22 protein-coding genes are annotated in these 20817 nt (G+C 68.9%); 15 read left to right on the forward strand and 7 right to left on the reverse strand.

Annotated elements, in window-relative coordinates; translation table 11 throughout:
- Nucleotide 1 precedes the first annotated feature (1 nt).
- From ACFHNC_RS07850 to ACFHNC_RS07865, 4 genes are all read left to right on the forward strand, one after another.
- Complete coding sequence (locus ACFHNC_RS07850; protein WP_437168666.1) at nt 2-166, forward strand: hypothetical protein; 165 nt, start codon at nt 2-4, stop codon at nt 164-166.
- A gap of 131 nt (nt 167-297) precedes the next feature.
- Entirely contained in the window at nt 298-603 is a 306-nt protein-coding gene (locus tag ACFHNC_RS07855; RefSeq protein WP_437168667.1) for a hypothetical protein, read from the forward strand.
- Nucleotides 604-670: 67 nt separating this feature from the next.
- Entirely contained in the window at nt 671-1948 is a 1278-nt protein-coding gene (gene eno, locus ACFHNC_RS07860) for a phosphopyruvate hydratase (protein ID WP_437168668.1), read from the forward strand.
- A 135-nt stretch (nt 1949-2083) separates the two neighbouring features.
- Entirely contained in the window at nt 2084-2437 is a 354-nt protein-coding gene (locus tag ACFHNC_RS07865; RefSeq protein WP_437168715.1) for an FtsB family cell division protein, read from the forward strand.
- On the opposite strand, the gene ACFHNC_RS07870 is transcribed toward ACFHNC_RS07865, so the two are convergent.
- On the reverse strand, nt 2376-3611 hold the full coding sequence (locus ACFHNC_RS07870) for an MFS transporter (RefSeq protein ID WP_437168669.1): 1236 nt from the start codon (nt 3609-3611) through the stop codon (nt 2376-2378). The genes ACFHNC_RS07865 and ACFHNC_RS07870 overlap by 62 nt on opposite strands.
- A gap of 305 nt (nt 3612-3916) precedes the next feature.
- Between ACFHNC_RS07870 and pdhA the strand changes: the two genes are divergently transcribed.
- The 8 genes from pdhA (at nt 3917) to ACFHNC_RS07910 (ending at nt 11897) form a co-directional block, all read left to right on the forward strand.
- Entirely contained in the window at nt 3917-4882 is a 966-nt protein-coding gene (gene pdhA / locus ACFHNC_RS07875; RefSeq protein ID WP_437168716.1) for a pyruvate dehydrogenase (acetyl-transferring) E1 component subunit alpha, read from the forward strand.
- A gap of 1 nt (nt 4883) precedes the next feature.
- A complete protein-coding gene (locus tag ACFHNC_RS07880) occupies nt 4884-6242 on the forward strand; it encodes a pyruvate dehydrogenase complex E1 component subunit beta (protein WP_437168670.1) in 1359 nt (452 codons plus the stop codon).
- A gap of 12 nt (nt 6243-6254) precedes the next feature.
- Nucleotides 6255-7592 carry a pyruvate dehydrogenase complex dihydrolipoamide acetyltransferase gene (locus ACFHNC_RS07885; protein WP_437168671.1) on the forward strand — a complete coding sequence of 446 codons (1338 nt, stop codon included), beginning with the start codon at nt 6255-6257 and terminating at the stop codon, nt 7590-7592.
- A gap of 127 nt (nt 7593-7719) precedes the next feature.
- On the forward strand, nt 7720-8205 hold the full coding sequence (locus ACFHNC_RS07890; RefSeq protein WP_437168672.1) for an N-acetyltransferase family protein: 486 nt from the start codon (nt 7720-7722) through the stop codon (nt 8203-8205).
- A 1-nt stretch (nt 8206) separates the two neighbouring features.
- Entirely contained in the window at nt 8207-9601 is a 1395-nt protein-coding gene (gene lpdA / locus ACFHNC_RS07895) for a dihydrolipoyl dehydrogenase (RefSeq protein WP_437168673.1), read from the forward strand.
- A complete protein-coding gene (locus ACFHNC_RS07900) occupies nt 9579-10418 on the forward strand; it encodes a class I SAM-dependent methyltransferase (RefSeq protein ID WP_437168674.1) in 840 nt (279 codons plus the stop codon). Before lpdA ends, ACFHNC_RS07900 begins: the two co-directional genes overlap by 23 nt.
- A gap of 40 nt (nt 10419-10458) precedes the next feature.
- Complete coding sequence (gene lipA, locus ACFHNC_RS07905) at nt 10459-11424, forward strand: lipoyl synthase (protein WP_437168675.1); 966 nt, start codon at nt 10459-10461, stop codon at nt 11422-11424.
- Nucleotides 11424-11897 carry a type II toxin-antitoxin system RatA family toxin gene (locus ACFHNC_RS07910; protein ID WP_437168676.1) on the forward strand — a complete coding sequence of 158 codons (474 nt, stop codon included), beginning with the start codon at nt 11424-11426 and terminating at the stop codon, nt 11895-11897. The genes lipA and ACFHNC_RS07910 overlap by 1 nt, the downstream gene beginning before the upstream one ends.
- 74 nt (nt 11898-11971) lie before the next feature.
- Here ACFHNC_RS07910 and ACFHNC_RS07915 read toward each other — a convergent pair whose 3' ends face one another.
- Entirely contained in the window at nt 11972-12976 is a 1005-nt protein-coding gene (locus ACFHNC_RS07915) for a TraB/GumN family protein (protein WP_437168677.1), read from the reverse strand.
- Between the two features lie 124 nt (nt 12977-13100).
- Here ACFHNC_RS07915 and ACFHNC_RS07920 point away from each other — a divergent pair, with 124 nt between their 5' ends.
- Nucleotides 13101-14168, forward strand: a complete 1068-nt coding sequence (locus ACFHNC_RS07920) for a threonine aldolase family protein (RefSeq protein ID WP_437168678.1) — start codon at nt 13101-13103, stop codon at nt 14166-14168.
- Nucleotides 14169-14216: 48 nt separating this feature from the next.
- Here the strand turns inward: ACFHNC_RS07920 and ACFHNC_RS07925 are convergent, their stop codons facing one another.
- The 5 genes from ACFHNC_RS07925 to ACFHNC_RS07945 are packed head-to-tail and all read right to left on the reverse strand — an operon-like array spanning nt 14217 to nt 19345.
- Entirely contained in the window at nt 14217-15602 is a 1386-nt protein-coding gene (locus ACFHNC_RS07925) for a dipeptidase (RefSeq protein ID WP_437168679.1), read from the reverse strand.
- Complete coding sequence (locus ACFHNC_RS07930; protein ID WP_437168680.1) at nt 15599-16096, reverse strand: CinA family protein; 498 nt, start codon at nt 16094-16096, stop codon at nt 15599-15601. Before ACFHNC_RS07930 ends, ACFHNC_RS07925 begins: the two co-directional genes overlap by 4 nt.
- Entirely contained in the window at nt 16096-16542 is a 447-nt protein-coding gene (locus tag ACFHNC_RS07935) for a phosphatidylglycerophosphatase A family protein (RefSeq protein ID WP_437168681.1), read from the reverse strand. Before ACFHNC_RS07935 ends, ACFHNC_RS07930 begins: the two co-directional genes overlap by 1 nt.
- Complete coding sequence (locus ACFHNC_RS07940) at nt 16539-17390, reverse strand: alpha/beta fold hydrolase (protein WP_437168682.1); 852 nt, start codon at nt 17388-17390, stop codon at nt 16539-16541. The genes ACFHNC_RS07935 and ACFHNC_RS07940 overlap by 4 nt, the downstream gene beginning before the upstream one ends.
- On the reverse strand, nt 17387-19345 hold the full coding sequence (locus ACFHNC_RS07945; protein WP_437168683.1) for a transglycosylase SLT domain-containing protein: 1959 nt from the start codon (nt 19343-19345) through the stop codon (nt 17387-17389). The genes ACFHNC_RS07940 and ACFHNC_RS07945 overlap by 4 nt, the downstream gene beginning before the upstream one ends.
- 104 nt (nt 19346-19449) lie before the next feature.
- Between ACFHNC_RS07945 and dapA the strand changes: the two genes are divergently transcribed.
- Complete coding sequence (gene dapA / locus ACFHNC_RS07950) at nt 19450-20328, forward strand: 4-hydroxy-tetrahydrodipicolinate synthase (RefSeq protein ID WP_437168684.1); 879 nt, start codon at nt 19450-19452, stop codon at nt 20326-20328.
- A complete protein-coding gene (gene smpB, locus ACFHNC_RS07955) occupies nt 20328-20816 on the forward strand; it encodes an SsrA-binding protein SmpB (protein ID WP_437168685.1) in 489 nt (162 codons plus the stop codon). Before dapA ends, smpB begins: the two co-directional genes overlap by 1 nt.
- Nucleotide 20817 lies beyond the last annotated feature (1 nt).

A 20817-nucleotide genomic window follows, 5' to 3' on the forward strand; every position in this document is an offset into this window, starting at 1 on the left:
CATGGATGAGAAGGCGCGTCTGCAACGCTTCGGCATCGGCATGGCCATCACCCTGGGGGTGACGGTGGTGGTTGGCTACCTGTTCGGATCGCTCGCCGTGCCGGTCTCCCTCACCATCGGGCTGGGGGCCACGCTGCTGCTGGGCGGCGGACGCCGCAAAAGCTGATCTGCGGCGGACTCCGCAGAAGCTGACCCGCGGCGGACGCCGCAGAAGCTAACCCACGGCGGACGCCCGGGAAGTGGGGCGCGCCGACCGGTCCTAACCTTTCGGTGAGCAGTTTGTGGTGCAGTGTGCCCATGCGAACCCTCACCGGAACCGGCGGCATCGACAGTTACCTCTTTGAGCCGGGCGATCTGGTCCGATTGACCCGTGGCGAGGGTGGCGCGGTGGAGACCGCGCAGCCCGGCGATTGGGGGCTGGTGACGCGGGTGCATCCCTGCGGCGCGCTCGATCTGAAGCTCGCGGGCTATAGCCGTGCCAAGGATTCGGTGCTGACCCGGGCCGTCGCCGTGCCCTGCGGCCGGGTCGAGCCCTGCGATCGGCAGGGGCTTCCGCTGAAACGCGGCTTCTCCGCCGTATGGGACACGCGCAAGCCGCGCTGAGCCTGTCTTGCCGGGCGGGCCTGCACGCTTTAAGCGCGGCGCATCGCATCCGCCCGGAGCACAGAACATGGCCGCCATCGCCGACATTATCGCCCGTGAGGTCCTCGACAGCCGGGGTAACCCGACGGTGGAGGCGGAGGTGGTTCTGGACACCGGCGCCATCGGCCGCGCCATCGTCCCCTCCGGCGCCTCGACCGGCGCGCATGAGGCGGTGGAGCTGCGCGACGGCGACAAGTCCCGCTATGGCGGCAAGGGCGTGCGCCGCGCCTGCAGCCATGTGGAAGGCGAGATCTTCGACGCGATCGGCGGCATGGACGCCACCGACCAGGTCAAGATCGACGAAACGATGATTGAGCTGGATGGCACGCCGAACAAGTCGCGCCTCGGCGCGAACGCCATTCTCGCCGTGTCGCTGGCCACCGCGAAGGCCGCGGCGGTCAACCTCGACATGCCGCTGTACCGCTATGTAGGCGGCGTCTTCGCCCGCACCCTGCCGGTGCCGATGATGAACATCATCAATGGCGGCCAGCACGCCGACAACCCGATCGACATCCAGGAATTCATGATCATGCCGGTCGCCGCCGGGACGGTGGCGGATGCGGTGCGGATCGGCTCCGAGGTCTTCGCCCAGTTGAAGCAGGCGCTGCACGACGCCGGCCACAACACCAATGTGGGCGACGAGGGCGGGTTCGCGCCGAATATCGGCAGCGCGGAGGAAGCGCTCGGCTTCATCACCAAGGCCTGCGAGAAGGCCGGGCACCGGGTGGGCGAGGATATCCTCTTTGCCCTAGATGCGGCTTCGACCGAATTCTTCAAGGATGGCCGCTATGTGATGGAAGGCGAGGGCAAGACCTTCGATTCCGGCCAGATGGTGGACTACCTGGAGGCGCTGACGAAGAAATTCCCCATCGTCTCCATCGAGGACGGCATGTCCGAGGATGACTGGGAGGGCTGGAAGCTGTTGACCGACCGGCTCGGCGGCAAGATCAACCTGGTGGGCGATGATCTGTTCGTCACCAACACCGAACGCCTGCGCCGGGGAATCGAGACCAGCACCGCCAACGCCATCCTGGTGAAGGTGAACCAGATCGGCACGCTGACCGAGACGCTGGAAGCGGTGGAGACCGCGCATCGCGCTGGCTTCAAGGCGGTGATGAGCCACCGCTCCGGCGAGACGGAGGACAGCACCATCGCCGACCTCGCGGTTGCCACCAATTGCGGGCAGATCAAGACCGGGTCCCTGTCCCGTTCCGACCGCACGGCCAAGTACAACCAGCTGATCCGCATCGAGCAGGAGCTTGGCGCCGCCGCGCGCTATGCCGGGCGCAGCGTGCTGCGGCGCTGAGACTTGCGGGCCGGGCGTGGCACGAAACCCACGCTTCGGTCCTTAACGTATTGAGAGGGCGCGTTTCCGCTGGACAGGCGGGGCGCGCCCTTCTTCTATGCGGGCATCGGCGGGGGGCCTCTGCGCGTGTCTGACATGTATATGCCGCCACAAAGGCGGGGCGGTTTCGGCGCCTGGATTTCGCGCAAACTGCGCGCGGCGGTGCTGCCGGTGCTGTTCCTGGTGGCCACTGGCTATTTCATCTGGCACGCGGTGCATGGTGAAAGGGGGCTCGTCGCGCGCGATATCCGCCAGGAACGGCTTCAGGACGCGCGGCAGGAACTGGCCCAGGTGCAGCAGGAGCTTGAGGCGGTGGAGCGCCGCGTGGCCGGGCTGCGCGGCGACCGGCTGGACCGCGACCAGTTGGATGAACGGGCGCGGCAATTGCTCAACATGGTCGACAAGAACGAGATCGTGGTGCCCTACGAGCCGGGCCAGCGGCTGTTCTGATCCGGCAGCGCCCGAGCGCCGCCAGCGGGCTGGCCGCGACCGCCAGAAACGATAGCGCGAATCCGGCGGCGGCCAGCCACAGTGCGGCCGGTGGGCCGGCCCAGGCGGCCATCGCGGCGCCGGCCAGCGCACCCAGTGGCCGCACTCCGAACACCGCCACCTGCATCACCGCGCCCACCCGCCCGAGCAGCCCGGCCGGCGTGACGGATTGGCGCAGGCTGGTCTGCGCCACCTGCCACAGCATCGGCCCGAATCCGAGCAGCGCCATGCAAGCCGCGAGCGTGGCGAAGCCAGGTGCCAGCGCCAGTGCGGCAATCCCGAGCACCGACAGGCCCGGCCCCGACAGCAGCACCCGGCCCAGCGGCAGGACCCGGCTGGCAGCGGGCGCGGCCAGTGCGCCGGCCACCAGCCCCGCGCCATAGGCGCCGAGCGCCAGGCCGGTTGCCGCCGCATCCAGCCGCAACGCGCCGAGCGCCAGCGGCACGGCCACGGCCATCAGCGCCAAGAAACCGGCATTCCAGGCGATCGCCGCCAGGGCGATGGCGCGCAGCAGGGGCTGGTGGCGAACGAAGCGCGCCCCCTTCGCCACTGCGGCCACCAGGCGGGGCTGCGCGGCGCGGGAGGGCGGCGGCAGGGCCGGCAGGCCCCAGGCCAGGGCCGCCGCCGCCAGCCCTGCCAGCGCCGCCAGCCCAAGCCCCGCCTGCGGCACGCCCTGCACGGCGACCAGTCCGGCCAGCGGCGCCGCGGCCAGCGTAGCCAAAGCGCGGCCCAGTTCGAGCCTCGCATTGGCCGCCGGAAGGCCGGGGCGTGGCACCAGGCTCGGCAGCAGCGCGAAGGCTGAAAGCGCCGCGGCCACCACGCCGCTCGCACCGAGGAAGGCCGCCAGCCCCAGCAGCAATGGCCGCCCGCTGAGGGCCAGGGCCAGGGCGAAGCCGGCCGCCGCAACCATCCCGCCACCGGCGAGCAGGCGCCTCCGGTCCAGCCGGTCCGCCAGCACGCCGGCGGGCAGCGCCACCAGCAGCCAGGCCGCCCCCTGGGCCGCGACAAGCGCGCCGGTCAGGCCGGGACCGGCGCCGAGCAGCAGCGTCGCGACCAGAGGCAGGGCGGCGAGCGCCAGTTGATCCGCAGCATGCAGGGCGGCAAAGGCGAAGGGCAGGGTGTGCGGGCGGGGCATGCGACGCTTCCGGATCTTGCGGCGGAGGCGTGCCCTGGGCACGATTTCGCAACCATCCGGTGGTTGCGCCGCAATGACGAAATCCGCCCCAAAACCGGGTTAACCGCAACTCGGTTAATTCGCTTATTGCATTGCACAATCAATGTTTTTCCGAACCACACCAAGCTTGCACAGCCCCGGCAGCACGCGTATTTGCGGGGAAAGAGAAGCCCTGAGGAGGATACCGCATGGCCGAAACCGCCGCCCGCGCAGCCCGCGGCAAGGGGGCCTCCCGAGGGGGGAACCAGGGGGCCAATCAGCCCGCCATCACGAAGGATGAGCTGACCCGCGCCTATCGCGACATGCTGCTGATCCGTCGGTTCGAGGAAAAAGCCGGCCAGTTGTATGGCATGGGCCTGATTGGCGGCTTCTGCCACCTGTATATCGGCCAGGAAGCCGTGGTGGTCGGCATGCAGATCTGCCTGAAGCCGGGCGACCAGGTCATCACCTCCTACCGCGACCATGGCCATATGCTGGCCACCGGCATGGAGGCTCGCGGCGTGATGGCGGAGCTGACCGGCCGGATCGGCGGCTATTCCAAGGGCAAGGGCGGGAGCATGCACATGTTCTCCCGCGAGAAGGGCTTCTATGGCGGCCACGGGATTGTCGGCGCGCAGGTAGCCCTCGGCGCCGGGCTGGCATTCGCCAACTGGTATCGCGGCGATGATTCGGTGTCGGTGGCCTATTTCGGCGAAGGGGCCTCGAACCAGGGCCAGGTGTTCGAGAGCCTGAACCTGGCGGCGCTGTTCAAGCTGCCCTGCATCTTCGTCATCGAGAACAACAAGTATGGCATGGGCACCAGCGTGGAACGCGCCAGCGCGTCCCGCGACCTGTCGAAGAACGGCTCGCCGTGGGGCATCCCGGGTGAGCAGGTGAACGGCATGGATGTGGTCGCGGTAAAGGAGGCCGGCGAACGCGCGGTGGCGCATTGCCGCGCAGGCAACGGCCCATACCTGCTGGAGATGAAGACCTACCGCTACCGTGGCCACTCCATGTCCGACCCGGCCAAGTACCGGACGCGGGAGGAGGTGCAGAAGATGCGCGAGCAGAACGACTGCATCGAGACCGCGCGCAAGATGCTGCTGGAGGTCTTCGAGACCAGCGAGGCGTCGCTGAAGGTGATCGATGACGAGGTGAAGGCCATCGTGCAGGACAGCGCCGAATTCGCGCAGACCTCGCCGGAGCCGGATGAGAGCGAATTGTGGACGGACGTCCTGGTGGAGTCCCGCTGAGATGACGCAGATTCTGATGCCCGCCCTCAGCCCCACCATGACGGAGGGCAAGCTGGTCCGCTGGCTCAAGGCGGAGGGCGATGCGGTGAAGGCCGGCGACGTGATCGCCGAGATCGAGACCGACAAGGCGACCATGGAAGTGGAAGCCGTGGATGAGGGCACGCTGACGAAGATCCTGGTGCCGGAAGGCACGGATGGCGTCGCGGTGAACACGCCGATCGCGGAGCTCGATGACGGCGCGGCGGAAGCGCCAAAGGCCGCTGCGCCGGAGGCCCCGAAGGCAGAGCCCCCGACCGCCGAAAAGATGGAGACGGCGAAGCCCGCAGCCACGCCGGTGCCGGCCCAGGCCGCGGCCGCGCCAGAGAAGGATTGGGGCGCCACCAAGCCGATGACGGTGCGGGAAGCGCTGCGCGACGCGATGGCTGCCGAGATGCGCGCCGACAAGGATGTGTTTCTGCTCGGTGAGGAAGTCGGCCAGTACCAGGGCGCCTACAAGATCAGCCAGGGCCTGCTGGACGAGTTCGGCCCGAAGCGCGTGATCGACATGCCGATCACCGAACACGGCTTCACCGGCATGGCGGTCGGTGCGGCGATGACGGGGCTGAAGCCGATCGTCGAGTTCATGACCTTCAACTTCTCGATGCAGGCGATCGACCACATTGTGAATTCGGCGGCGAAGACGCTGTACATGTCGGGCGGCCAGCTCGGCTGCCCGATCGTCTTCCGCGGGCCGAATGGCGCGGCGAGCCGCGTCGCAGCGCAGCACAGCCAGTGCTACGCGTCTTGGTACGCGCATCTGCCGGGCCTGAAGGTGCTGGCGCCGTGGTCGGCGGCGGATGCCAAGGGGCTGCTGCGGGCCGCGATCCGCGATCCGAACCCGATCATCTTCCTCGAGAACGAGATCCTCTACGGCCAGACCTTCGATTGCCCGACGGATGAGGATTTCATCCTGCCGATCGGCAAGGCGAAGGTGGAGCGCGAGGGCACGGATGTGACCCTGGTGGCCTTCTCCATCATGGTCGGCATGGCGATGCAGGCAGCCGAGGAACTGGCCGCCCAGGGCATCAGCGCGGAGGTTATCAACCTGCGCACGCTGCGGCCTCTCGACATCGAGACGGTGGTGAGGTCGGTGAAGAAGACCAACCGGCTGGTCACGCTCGAGGAGGGCTGGCCCTATGCCGGCATCGGCGCGGAGGTCGCGATGCAGATCCTTGAGAACTGCTTCGACGATCTGGATGCGCCGCCGGTGCGCGTGCATGGGCTGGACATTCCGATGCCCTATGCCGCGAATCTGGAGAAGCTGGCCCTTCCGCGGCTGGAACAGGTGGTCGATGCCGCCAAGCGCGTGACCTACAAGTAAGGGGGACAGCTCATGGCCACGAACATCCTGATGCCGGCGCTGTCCCCCACCATGACCGAGGGCACGCTGGCGCGCTGGCTGAAGAACGAAGGCGACACGGTCAAGGCCGGCGACATCATCGCCGAGATCGAGACCGACAAGGCGACCATGGAAGTGGAAGCCGTGGATGAGGGCGTGCTGGGCAAAATCCTGGTGCAGGGCGGCACTGCCGGCGTGAAGGTCAACGACCCGATCGCCGTGCTGGTGGAGCCGGGCGAGAGCGTCGCGCCGCAAGGTGCGCCAGAGGCTCAGGCCGCGCCGGCGCCGAAGGCGGAGGCTCCGAAGGCCGAAGCCGCCAAGCCGGCGCCTGCGCCGGAGACTCCGAAGACCGAGCCGGCCGCGGCTCCGAAGGCGGAAGCGCCGAAAACGGTGGAATCGGGCGACCGCACCATCGCCTCGCCGCTCGCCCGCCGCATGGCGGCGCAGGCCGGGCTGGACCTGGCTGGCATCAGCGGCACCGGGCCGAATGGCCGCATCGTGAAGACCGATGTGGAGGCCGCGCTGGCCAAGCCGCAGGTCGCCACGAAGGCCGAGGCAGCACCGGCGCCCGTATCGGCCCCGGCACCTGCCGCCGCACCTGCGCCGAAGGCGGCGCCTGCGCCGGCCATCACGGCGCCGCACACCGCGGTGCCGAACAGCAGCATCCGCAAGGTGATTGCGCGCCGCCTGTCGGAATCGAAGCAGCAGGTGCCGCATTTCTATGTCTCGATGGATATCGAGATCGACGCGCTGCTGAAGCTGCGCTCGCAGTTGAATGCGACGTCCCCGAAGGATGGGCCGGGCGCCTTCAAGCTTTCGGTGAATGACCTGGTCATCAAGGCTGCCGCCGTGACGTTGCGGCGTCTGCCGCAGGTCAATGCGACCTGGACCGAGGATGCGATCCTTCAGTACCACGACGTCGATATCTCGATCGCCGTCAGCATTCCGGACGGTCTGATCACGCCGATCATCCGCAAGGCCGACCAGACAGGGCTTGCCTCCATCAGCGCGCAGATGAAGGACCTCGCGGCGCGGGCCAAATCCGGCAAGCTGAAGCCTGAGGAGTTCCAGGGCGGCGGCTTCTCCATCTCCAACATGGGCATGTATGGCGTGCGCGACTTCGCCGCCATCATCAACCCGCCGCAGGCCGGCATCCTGGCGGTCTCCGCCGGGGAGCAGCGGCCGGTGGTGAAGGATGGCGCGCTGGCGATCGCGACGGTGATGACCTGCACCCTGTCCGTCGATCACCGCGTGGTGGATGGCGCGCTGGCGGCGGAGTGGATCGCGGCGTTCAAGAAGATCGTCGAGGAGCCGTTGAGCTTGATGCTGTGATGATGCGCCGGCCCCCACCCCGACCCTCCCCCGCAAATGCGGGGGAGGGAGCTGTAGTCCGTCCCCCGCTCGCGGGGGGTCGCGGCACTGCCGCGACGCCATGGGCTGGTCGGGGTGGGGGTGTGACGTGACGGACTTCACCCTGCGCGACGCGACCGAGGCGGATCTGCCGGAAATCCTCCGCCTGGTCCGCGACCTCGCCGAGTACGAGAAGCTGCTGCACGAGGCGGTCGGCACCGAGGCCGATTTCCGCGAGGCCCTGTTCGGCGCCAACCCGCGCGTGTTCTGCACCCTGGCCGAGCGTGATGGCCGCGCCGTTGGCCAGGCGATCTGGTTCTACAATTTCTCCACCTTCACCGGCCGGCCGGGCATCTATCTCGAAGACATCTATGTCGAGCCGGAACACCGCGGCCTCGGCGTCGGCATGGCCTTCTTCCGGCACCTGGCGCAGCGCGCGGTGGCGGAGAACTGCACGCGGATGGAATGGCAGGTGCTCGATTGGAACGCCCCCTCCATCCGCTTCTATGACCGCATCGGCTCGGAAAGCCGCGATGAATGGCGCTCACGGCGCCTCTCGGGCGACGCGCTGCGCGCCCTCGCAGGAGAATTCTGAAATGGCCGAGACTTTCGATCTCGTCGTCGTCGGCGGCGGCCCCGGTGGCTATGTCGGCGCCATCCGCGCCAGCCAGCTCGGCATGAAGGTCGCGCTGGTGGAGCGGGAGAATCTGGGCGGCATCTGCCTCAACTGGGGCTGCATCCCGACCAAGGCGCTGCTGCGCGCCAGCGAGATCAACCATCTGCTGCACAGCCTCGATGCCTATGGCTTCGCGGCGGACAACATCCGTTTCGACTTCGCCAAGGTGGTAAAGCGCAGCCGGCAGGTCGCCGGGCAGCTCTCGGGTGGCGTGAAGCACCTGATGAAGAAGAACAAGATTACCGTCTTTGACGGCCACGCGAAGCTCGCCGGTCCGGGCAAGGTTTCGGTGTCGAAGGACGGCAAGCCCGTTGCGGAGCTTTCGGCCAAGCACATCCTGCTGGCCACCGGCGCGCGCGCGCGCATGCTGCCGGGCATGGAGCCGGACGGCAAGCTGATCTGGTCCTACCGGGAGGCGATGACGCCCGCGGCGCTGCCGAAAAAGCTCATCGTCATGGGCAGCGGCGCCATCGGCTCCGAATTCGCCAGCTTCTACCTGAACATGGGCGCCGAGGTCACATTGATCGAGGTGATGGACCGCATCCTGCCGGTGGAGGACGAGGAAATCTCCGCCTTCGTCCACAAGGCCTTCACCAAGCAGAAGATGCAGATCATCACCGGCGCCCGCGTGCAGGGCGTGCGCAAGGGCGCGGACAGCATCACCGCCATCGTCGAGGCGAACGGCAAGGTGCAGGAGATTACCGCAGACCGCATGATCTCTGCCGTCGGCATCGTGGGCAATGTGGAAGACCTCGGCCTCGAAGGCACGAAGGTGAAGGTGGAGCGCACCCACATCGTCACCGACGCCTTCGGCAATACCGGCGAGCCGGGCGTCTATGCCATTGGCGACCTCACCGGCGCCCCCTGGCTGGCCCATAAGGCGAGCCATGAAGCCGTGATCTGCGTCGAGGCCATCGCCGGTAAGCACCCGCACCCGATGGACGTGCTGAATATCCCCGGCTGCACCTATTGCCGCCCGCAGGTCGCCAGCGTCGGCCTGACGGAGAAGCGCGCAAAGGAGCTCGGCCACGAGGTCCGCGTTGGCCGCTTCCCCTTCATCGGCAACGGCAAGGCCATCGCCATGGGTGAGCCGGAGGGCCTGGTGAAGACCGTGTTCGACGCCAAGACCGGCGAATTGCTCGGCGCCCACATGGTCGGCCCGGAGGTCACCGAGATGATCCAGGGCTACGGCATCGCCCGCACCCTCGAATCGACCGAGGCCGAGCTGATGCACACGGTCTTCCCGCACCCGACAGTGTCTGAGACGATGCATGAATCGGTGCTGGACGCCTATGGCCGCGTCATCCACATCTGATTGGCGCCGCCTGAACCAGGCCAATTGGGATGAACGTACCGGCGTTCATCTTGGCCCGCGCGGCTACGACCTGTCGCGTGTGCGGGCGGGACTTGGGCGGCTGGATGCGATTGTGGCGGCCGAGATTGGCGATGTCGCCGGGCTGAACATCCTGCATCTGCAATGCCATCTCGGCGACGACAGCATCGCGCTGGCGCAGCGCGGCGCAGCGCGGGTGGTGGGGCTGGATTTCAGCCCGCCGGCGCTGCAGGCGGCGCGCAGCCTCGCCACGGAATGCGGCCTGACCAATCTGCGCTTCGTGCTGGCGAATGTGCTGGAAACGCCCGCCGCGATCCCGGAGGAGAGGGGTGCATTCGACCTGGTGTTCACCAGTTGGGGCACCATCACCTGGCTGCCGGACCTCGATGCCTGGGCGGCCGCCATTGCCTTCGCGCTCCGTCCCGGCGGCGCCTTCTATTTCGCCGACATGCACCCCGTCGCCTGGGTCTTCGATGATACGGGCCTCGCCGTTCCAGGCTTTCCCGGCTGGCGTTATCCCTATTTCGAGCCCGGCCCGGTCGCCTTCGACAACCCGACCGACTACATGGACACTGAGGCCGCGTTGACCAACCGCCAGACCATCGAGTTCCCGCACAGCCTGGCGGAGATCCTCGGCGCGCTGCGGCGTGCCGGCCTTCGGCTGGACTGGCTGCACGAACACCCGCGCATGGTCTGGAAACAATTCGAAGGCAGTGTGCAGGATGCGGAAGGGATGTGGACGTGGCCAGATCGGCCCTGGCTGCCTTTGGCGCTCAGCCTTCGCGCGGTAAAGCCATGAAGCCCTCGTCGGATCGGCTGCGCGTCGCTATATCCATGCCATGATCACACGCGTCGAGATCAATCACGCCCGGACGGGCGCCGAACGGCACCCTGAGAAGGCCAAACGCCCCGACAACCCGATCCAGCGCAAGCCTGACTGGATCCGGGTGAAGGCGCCCACCAGCCCGGTCTATCGGGAGACCCAGGCGCTGATGCGCGCAAATGGCCTGGTCACGGTGTGTGAGGAAGCGGCCTGCCCGAATATCGGGGAATGCTGGTCGCAGCGCCACGCCACCATGATGATCATGGGTGACACCTGCACGCGCGCGTGCAGCTTCTGCAACGTCATCACCGGCATGCCCAAGGCGCTGGATACGGATGAGCCGCGCCGGGTCGCCGATGCGGTGCAAAAACTCGGCCTGCGCCATGTGGTGATCACCTCCGTGGACCGGGACGACCTGGCCGACGGGGGCGCGGAGCATTTCGCCCAGACCATCCGCGCCCTCCGCGCCGCAGCACCCGAGACCACCATCGAGATCCTGACGCCCGACTTCCTCCGCAAGGATGGCGCGCTGGAGGTGGTGATCGATGCGCGGCCGGATGTGTTCAACCACAATCTGGAAACCGTGCCGGCGTTGTACCCCTCCATCCGCCCCGGCGCGCGCTACTACCATTCGCTGCGGCTGCTGGACCGGGTGAAGCAGCGCGACCCGACCATCTTCACCAAATCCGGCATCATGGTCGGCCTCGGCGAGAAACGGATCGAGGTGCTGCAGGTGATGGATGATCTGCGCAGCGCGGAGGTCGATTTCCTCACCATCGGCCAGTACCTCCAGCCTTCCGTGAAGCACGCCGCGGTGGATCGCTTCGTCACGCCGGATGAATTCGCCGACTATGCCCAGGCGGCGCGCGGCAAGGGCTTCCTGCTGGTGTCCGCCACGCCCCTGACCCGGTCTTCCTATCATGCCGATCGTGACTTCGCGGCGCTGCGGGATGCGCGGATCGCGAAGCTGAAGGCCGCCTGATGCCCACCCATGCCGAAAAGCGCGTGCTGCCCTACACGGATGAACAGTTGTTCGACATGGTGGCGGATGTGCGCCGCTATCCCGAATTCCTGCCCTGGTGCGTTGGCGCGCGCATCGTCTCCCGCACCGAAAGCGAACTGGTCGCTGACCTCACCATCGGCTTCAAGATGTTCCGCGAGACCTTCCGCAGCCATGTGACGCTGGAGCGGCCGCATCATGTGCATGTGCGCTACCTGACCGGTCCCTTCCGCTATCTGAACAACCACTGGCGCTTCCGGCCCGTCGCCAACGGGACCGAGGTCGATTTCTTCGTCGATTTCGAATTCAAGTCGCGTCTGTTGCAGGCCGTGATCGGCACCGTGTTCAATGAGGCGGTGCGGCTGATGGTGCGGTCGTTTGAGCGCCGCGCCACCATCCTGTACCGCCGCGCATCGCCGCCGCCCGCGGCCGCGACGCCCGCACCCTCCGCCTGAGCGACGCCCTACGGCCTGCCGGCCGGTGGGCAGGTAGGGCCAGACCCAGCCGGCTTCACGCCGCGGGTTGCTTTCTACCGGCGTGCCGCAGCACCTGCGCCATAGGCGGGAATCCGCACCCGTTCCACCCGCAGCCCGGCCTGGCGCAGCAATTCGGGCACGCCGGTGGGGCCGGCGACATGGGTCGAGCCGAGTGCAACGACCACGCTCTGTCGCTGCAGGACCGGCAGCAGGCGCGCGGCCATCAACGCGTTGCGCTCATCGATGAAGTACCGGCCCAGAATGATGCGGTCTGCCGGGTCGGCCGCGAGACTTGCCAGGGCTGCCGCGCGAAGCCGTTCAAAATCATGGTTGGCGGAGGCATCCTCGCGGCTGCGCCGCAGCAGGGTTTCGCGTTCCGCGGCGGCCTGGTCGGCCAGGACGTCCAGGGTCTGCCGCCAGACGCCATACCAGATCCGGTCCGGCGTTCGCGCGATGATCGCCATGGCCTCGGTATGCGTCTCGACCCCGTCCAGGGAAATGTTCCGCCTGCGGGCTTCGGCGGCCAGCCATCGATCGCCACCAATTCCGGGTGGTGGCATCGGCAGCCTGGGTGGTGAGGTGGCTGCGCGTGCCGGCATCGCTCGCCTTGCGACGCCCATCGGCTGGACGCAGGCCCCCTGCGTCAGTTGCGCGGGCGAAATCGCCGCGAAGCGGCTGAAAAGATAATATGGGCGAAGCCGCGCCAGGGGGGTGTCCGAGAGGCCCAGGCAATGGGTAACGGCGGTCAGAAAGGCAATGTGCCGAGGCTCCAGATAGGCCGCGGGGTCCAGGGGCGGATCGGCCAATGCTGGCGCCGCATCAACGCGCCCGTCATTGCGCGATTCCAGCAGGAACCGGCTGGCGCCATCCAGGATTGAGGGATCCGGCGGCCAGTAGCCTGGCGCCGGGCGATGCGGTCCGGGCAGGATGTGGGAGACAGGCGTCGCACGATCAGCCGGCGTTATGCGGAAGGCGATGACGGTGGCCGGGCCAGGCGGCGCCGTTCCACACGCGGCCAGCAGCAGCAGCCAGAATGCGAACAAGCCCATGCGCATCATGCCACGCATCCTGCATACCATCCTGCCGCGCGCAAAGAACTTAAAGCTGGCATCAGCGCCACCGGCTTGACGTCGCCCGCCCGGCATAGCGGAGTGCGCCGGCACAAGCCGGAGCCCTAGCCTGATGGTCCATGCCCCCGAACGCCCGCCCGAGGGCGCGCCACCCGTCCGCATCAACCTGTATTCGGACACCCAGACCAAGCCCAGCGCGGCGATGCTGGAGGCGATGATGCGCGCCGAGGTCGGCGACGAGCAGCATGGCGACGACCCCACCGTGCACGCTTTGTGCGACCGCATGGCGGCGCTGATGGGCAAGGAGGCGGCGGTTTTCATGCCGACCGGCACCATGTGCAACGTCGCCTCCACCCTGGTGCATTGCCGCCCGGGGGAGGAGATCATCGCGCATGAGACGGCGCATATCCTGACCAGCGAGGGCGGCGCCCATGCGGCGCTCGGCAGCGTCCAGATCTACCCGCTGAAGGGTCCGCGCGGCATGTACACGCCGGACCAGTTGCGCGGCGCGCTGCGCGGCAAATCCCGCCACACGCCGACGCAGCGCCTGGTGGAGGTGGAGCAGACGGCGAATACCGGCGGCGGCGCCGTCTGGGACCACACCGTGCTGGCGGAGATCGCGGAGATCGCCCACGGCGCCGGCCTGTCCACCCATATGGACGGCGCGCGGCTGATGAATGCCTGCGTCGCCGCCGGCATTGCGCCGGCCGAGATGGTGGCGGGCTATGACAGCGTCTGGCTGGATTTCACCAAGGGACTGGGTGCGCCGCTGGGTGCCGTGCTCTGCGGCTCGCGCGACTTCATCGACGAGGCCTGGCGCTGGAAGCAGCGGCTGGGCGGCGCGATGCGGCAGGCAGGCGTCTGCGCCGCGGGCTGCCTCTATGCGCTGGACCACAACATCGACCGCCTGGCGGAGGACCATGCCAATGCCAAGGCGCTGGCCCGCGGCCTGGCGCAGATGGAAGGCGTGGAGGTGCAGGACCCCGACACCAACCTGGTCTTCTTCACCATCCCCGGCACCGGCGTGGCGGCGGCCGATCTGGTGAAGCGCCTGCGGATGGAAGGTGTGGCGCTGTCCCTGCTCGGCGGGCGCCTGCGCGCCTGCACGCACCTGGATGTGACGGCGCCGATGATCGAGGAGGCGCTGACGGCGATCCGCGGGGCGCTCGCCCGCGGCTGATCCAGGCGGCGGCGCGGACCGCGCCGCCGTCCCAAACCTGCCCCAGCTTCAGCCCAGCTTCGCCAGCAGCCGCGCATGGCTGCGCGCGCCCTGGTGGAAGCAGCGCAGGTCGAACTTCTCGTTCGGGCTGTGAACCTGGTCGTCCTCCAGGCCGAAGCCCATCAGCACGGTATCCAGCCCCAGCACCTCCTTCATCGAGGAGACGATGGGAATGGACCCGCCGCAGCCGATCATGGCGGCTGGGCGGCCGTATTCATCAGCCAGCGCCGCCTGGGCGGCCTTCACGAAGTCGCTGTCCGCCGGCACCTCGATTCCCGGGCTGGCGCCGCCGCCCTGGAAGGTGGCGGTGGCGTCGGCGGGAAGCCGCGCCCGCACGAATTCCTGGAACGCCGCAAAAACCTTCTCGTGGTGCTGGCCGGGGACGAGCCGGAAGGTGATCTTGGCGTGCGCCTCGCTGGGAATGACCGTCTTGCTGCCGGCGCCGATATAGCCACCCCAGATGCCGTTGATATCCGCCGTCGGCCGCGCCCACAGGCGTTCCAGCGCGCCGCGATCCTTCTCCCCCACCGGGACCGAAAGACCGATGGCGCCGAGGAAATCGTGCTCGGAAAAGCCCAGCGCCTGCCACTGCGCGCGCAGTTCGGGCGAAAGCTCCGGCACGCCGTCATAGAAGCCGGGAAGCTGCACGCGGCCATTCGCGTCGTGCAGGTCGCCGAGGATCTTCGTGATCAGGTTGTTCGGGTTCAGCGCGCTGCCGCCATACATGCCCGAATGCAGGTCCCGGCTGGCCGCCTTGATGTCGAGCTGCACGAAACACATGCCGCGCAGGCGGGTGGACAGCGCCGGCGTGTCGATGTCCCACATGCCGGTATCGCTGATGATGGCGACGTCGGCCTTCAGCTCCGCCGCATTCGCCGCCATGAAGGGGGCGAGATTGGGGGAGCCGATTTCTTCCTCGCCCTCGATCACCGCGGTGATGGCGCAGGGCGGGCCGCCGGCCACCTTCTGCCAAGCGCGCAGCGCCTCGATCCACATCAGCACCTGACCCTTGTCGTCCACCGCGCCGCGGGCGACCACGCGCTGGCCGTTCGGGCCATGCACCAGCACCGGCTCGAAGGGTGGGCTGGTCCACAGCTCCAGCGGGTCCGGCGGCTGCACGTCGTAATGGCCGTAATACAGCAGGTGGCGCTTGGCGCCGCCGGCGGGGCCGGGGTGATGCGCGACCACCACCGGGTGCTTCGGCGTCTGCCGCAAGCTGGCCGTGAAGCCGAGTTCCAGAAGTTGGTCGCGCACCCATTCGGCGGCGCGCACGCAATCCGCCGCATGGTCCGGCTGGGCGCTGACGGAAGGGATGCGGAGCCACTCCACCAGGCGTGCCACCGCGGCGTCGCGGTCCGCATCCAGGGTGGAAAGAAGCTGGTCGGTCAGGCTCATGCGTGGTGCTCCAGGGCGCGGCGGATCAGGGCGAAGGCGGCGGTGACGGTGGCGGCCCGGATGGCGGTGCGATCGCCGGGAAAGATGTGGTGCTCGGCGAGCGTCGGCGACCCCCGCAGCGCGCAGGCCAAATGTACCAGCCCCACAGGCTTGGCCGTGCTGCCGCCTGCGGGGCCGGCGATGCCGGTGCAGGAGACGGCGATGTCCGCGCCGGAATCGCGCGCGGCGCCTTCGGCCATCTGCCGCGCCACCGGCTCGCTCACCGCGCCCATCGCCTCGATCATCGGGGCGGGCACGCCGAGCATGCGGGTCTTGGCCTCATTCGAATAGGTGACGTAGCCGGCCAGCACCGTGGCGGAGGACCCGGCGACGGCTGTCAGCGCCGCGGCGATCAGCCCGCCGGTGCAGGATTCGCCAGTGGCGAGGGTGAGCTTGCGCGCTTGCAGCTCCGACAGCAGGCGTTGCGCATCGTCGAGTGTATCGGCGGGCAGCATCACGAAAGCCCTCCCGGAAAGAAGTGGAAAAATGCCAGCAGCGCAGCGCCGGCGATGGCACCCGCGACCACATCATCCAGCATCACGCCGAAGGCGCCGGGCTGGCGGTCGAACCAGGAAATCGGCCAAGGCTTCGCAATGTCCAGCAGCCGGAACAGCGCGAAGGCCGCCAGCGCGCCGGGCAGGGTGGCCGCGGGCAGCGCGGCCAGCGCCAACAGCATCCCCGCGCCCTCATCCGCCACGAACCAGCCGGGGTCCTCGGCGCCGTCGTGCAGCACCTCGCCTGCCGCCCACCAGCCCGCCACCAGGCACAGCGCCGCCAGGCCGAGGCAGGCCCAGGGGCCGAGCCACAGCGCCGGCAGCACGATGGCCGAGCCCCAGGTGCCGGGCCCCGGCCGCAGCCGGCCAACCCCGCCGAGCGTTGCCACCAGCAGGGCCGGCGTCATGGGATGCGATCGAGGAAGGCGTCCAGCGCCGCCACCGCCTCCGGCTCCTCCAGCGTCGGGCAGTGGCCGGTGCCGGCGATCTCGACGAAGCGCATGTCGTGCCGCGCATCGGCCATGCGGATCGCGGTGTCTTCCGACAGCAGCGCGGACAGCGCGCCGCGCAGCAGCATCAGCGGCGCATGCGCCAGCGCGCCGAAGGCGGGCCAGAGTTCAGGCATGGCGCCGCCCCCCTGCATCGCCTGGGCAATGCGGATGTCCCAGCGCGGATGCCAGGCGCCATCCGGCCCCGCCCGAAAGGTGCCGGCGGTGAAGCGCTGCCAGGCGGCCTCATCCATCACCATCGGCGGCAGCGTGGTTTTCAGATGCGCGACGGCTTCTTCCATCGAGGGCAGCGCCGGGTCGCGGCCGACGAAATTCTGCACATGGTCCAGGCCCACCGGCTCCAGCACGGGCCCGACATCGTTCAGCACCACGCCGGCCAGCGCAGTGGGCCGCAGGACGCCCAGAATCATGGCCAGAATGCCGCCATAGCTGGTGCCGACCACCACGGCGCGGTGGCAATGCAGCGCCGCCATGCAATCCAGCACGTCGCGCAGACTGTGCTCGATGCCGTAGCGGCTGACGGCATCGGCCCGGCCGCTCTCGCCATGCCCGGCATGGTCCAGCGCCAGCACCCGCCGCTTGCGCGCATGGCGATCCGCGAGCGCGTCAAAATCCTCCGCCGTGCGGGTCAGGCCGGGCAGGCACAGGATCGGCGTGCGCCCCTCCGGTCCCGCATGGTCCAGCGCGGCCAGCTTCAAGCCATCCCGCGCCGTGACAAAGACTCGGCTCACCGTTTGGCTGGTCATCGGCGGCCCGCCATCAGCGCGGCGAGGGGGTGCGGCAGGTCGCCGGTGGTGGCGGTGCGGGCGCGATAGACCACGACATTCTCGATCACCCGCTGCACATAGTTGCGGGTTTCGCTGAAGGGAATCTGCTCGATCCAGTCGAGCACATGCGGTCCGTCCGGCGCGCGCGGGTCGCCATAGGTGGCCAGCCACTGGTCCACCCGGCCCGGTCCGGCATTGTAGGCGGCGGCGGCCAGCGGCATCGCGCCGCCGAAGCGGTTCAGCATCTGGTCGATGAAGGCGCTGCCGAGCCGCAGGTTGTGCGCCGCATCGGTGGTCAGCATGCCCGTGCTATGCGGCACGCCCAGCCGCCGCGCGACGCCGGCGGCCGTCGCCGGCAGCAACTGCATCGGCCCGCGCGCATTGGCGGATGAAACCGCGGAGAGGTCGAAATTGCTCTCCTGTCGCGTGATGGCATTCACCAGCGCCGGCTCCGCGCCATCGGTGGGGGTGGGGTAGGGGGTGGGCCAGCCATCCTCGAGCAGGATCACCCCATCCGCCCCGGCGCGGCGGGCGATCCAGACCGCATGGTCCGGCCGGCCGATGGCCACGCCGAGGCGCGCGATCAGCCAATGGTCGCCCGGATTGGCCGCCAGCTCCTCCATCCGCAGCAGGAACATCCGCGCCCGGTCGGATTGGCCGAGATCGGACAGCGCCGCCACCGCCCGCACCAGCTCCCGCCCCAGGAAGCCGGAGGCCTGGTCCTGGCCCGGCGCCGGGGAGGGGATGGCGCCGATGCGCGCCGAAAGCTGCGCCGGGCTTTCGCCCAAAGCGAGGCTGGCAAGCTGGCCGTAGAAGGTGACGGGCAGCGTCGCCGCCTCCCGCCATTGTGCCTGCGCCTGCGCGGTGCGGCCGAGGGTTGCCAGCGCCGCCCCCTGCCAATAGGCGCTGCGGGCGCGGGTGATGACGCTGAGGCTGCCCTCGCCGACGCGGGCGAAGTGCCCGAGCGCCTGAGCGGGCTGGTTCAGCATCCGCAGCGCGATGAAGCCGGCGAGGAACTCCCCCTCCTGCCGCGGCAACCCGTCATCGGTCTGGCCATGATTGGCCGCCAGTCGATAGGCGGTGGCCGGGTCGCCCAGCCGCAGGATCTTGCGCGACAGCACCTGGCGTTCCACCCAGATGGCGCGCTGCGCCTCGGACGGGAGATCGCGCTGGAGAGGCTCGGCGGCGTGCCAGATGGCGGCGGCCTCGGCGTCGCGATCGGCGCGGCGCGCGATGCGGGCCAGTTCATGCGCCACGCCAATCTCTTGCGCCGTGCCGGCGAAGGTGCCGGCGCGGGCTGAAAGACGCGCCTCCAGCGTGGCGCGGCGGGCGGCGTCCAGCATCGGCAGCACGCGCGCCGCGGGGCCGGCCTGGTTTGCCCAGAATAGCCGGTCGGCGCGGCGCCAGTGATCATCCGTGGTCAGCTGCGCGGCGTAGCGGGCGAGGAGTTCCTGTTCCGCAAAGCCATCGCCATCCGCATCCCGCCAGCCCGCGCGCAGCGCCGCCTGGGCCTCCGCGGTGCGCCCGGCGCGGATCAGCGCATCGGCATGGCGCAGCACGCCGGGCAGGGTGGCGGCGGGGTTGCGGGCGAATTGCCGCAGCGCCAGCGCATCATCCGCATCGCCGACCAGTGCCTCCTCGGCACGGATTGCAACGGTGTTGGGCAGCGGCCAATCCGGGCTGGCATCCAGCCAGCGCACGATCTCCGCCGCGCCGGCGCCGCCATTGCGATTCTGCACGCGGCCCCAGACCACCAGCTTGCGCACCACCGGATCGGCGGCGAGCGAGAGGCTGTCGGCTTCCAGGAAGCGGTTCTGCCGCAGCGCCTCCAGCGCCTGGCGGCCGGCGGCCCGGGTCGAATCGTCCGCCCAGGGCTGCGCCGCGACCGGCGTGGCAAGGGCGAGGAGCATTAGGATCAAGGGGGTGCGTCGCATGGGGTGAGTGTAGCCTAAATTGCGGCGGGTCTGGCGCCCTTGTCGCAGGGCGGGCCGGCCACTACTCTCCTTCCCCTTCATCAGCTTGGCACGGCAGGAAAAACATGTTCAGGGGATCGCTCGTCGCGTTGATCACGCCCATGCACGCCGATGGGTCCCTGGACGCCAAGGCTTTTTCCAATTTTGTCGCCTGGCAGATCGCGGAAGGCACGCAAGGGCTGATCCCGGTCGGCACCACCGGCGAAAGCCCGACGCTGAGCCATGCCGAGCATCATGAGGTGGTCGATCTCTGCGTCGCCGCCGCCGCCGGCCGCGTGCCGGTGATCGCCGGCACCGGCTCCAACAGCACGTCCGAGGCCGTGGATCTTACGCGCCACGCCAAGGCGGCGGGGGCCGATGCCGCGCTGGTGGTGACGCCCTACTACAACAAGCCGACGCAGGAAGGGCTGTACCGCCACTTCATGGCGATCGCCGATGCGGTGGAACTGCCCATCATCATCTACAACATTCCGCCGCGCAGCGTGGTGGACATGTCGGTGGAGACGATGGCGCGGCTGGCGAAGCACCCGAACATCGTCGGCGTGAAGGACGCGACCGCCAACCTGACCCGCCCGCTGCACACCACCGCCGCCATCGGTGAGGATTTCTGCCAGCTTTCGGGCGAGGACCACACGGCGCTCGCCTTCCTGGCGGCCGGCGGGCATGGCTGCATCAGCGTCACCGCCAATATCGCGCCCCGCCTGTGCCGGCAGATGCACGACGCCTGGGCGGAGGGCCGCATCAAGGACGCCATGGCGATCCAGGCGCGGCTGACCCCGGTGCATGATGCGATGTTCTGCGAGACCTCGCCCGGCCCCGTGAAGCTCGCCGCCAGCCTGCTCGGCCACGGCACCGATCACTGCCGCCTGCCGATGGCCCCCGTGGCGGAGGCGACGCAGGCCCGCGTGCGCGCTGCCATGACGGGGGCCGGGCTGCTCAACTGATGGCGGAACCCAAGAAGAAGAGCGCGCTGATCAGCCACGGCATCGCCGCCCAGAACCGCAAGGCCCGCTACGACTACAAGATCGGCGAGGAGATTGAGGCCGGCGTGATGCTGGTCGGCCCCGAGGTGAAGTCGCTGCGCGCCGGCCGCGCCACGCTGACCGAGGCCTGGGCCGGGGAGCGGGACGGGGAGATGTGGCTGTTCAACTGCTACATCCCCGAATGGCAGGCCGGCAGCCACGTCGCCACCTTCGAGCCGCGCCGCCCGCGCAAGCTTCTGCTGCACCGCAAGCAGGTGAAGGAGTTGGCCGCGAGCATCGCCCGCGACGGCATTTCCCTCGTGCCGCTCGCCATCCAGTTCAATGAACGGGGCGTCGCGAAAATCCTGCTCGGCGTGGGCGAGGGCAAGAAAAAGCACGACAAGCGCGCCGCCATCGCGGAACGGGACTGGTCGCGCGACAAGGCCAGGCTGATGCGCGACCGGGGCTGAT

The organism is Falsiroseomonas sp. E2-1-a4, assembly GCF_051433165.1.
Taxonomy (GTDB): domain Bacteria; phylum Pseudomonadota; class Alphaproteobacteria; order Acetobacterales; family Acetobacteraceae; genus Falsiroseomonas.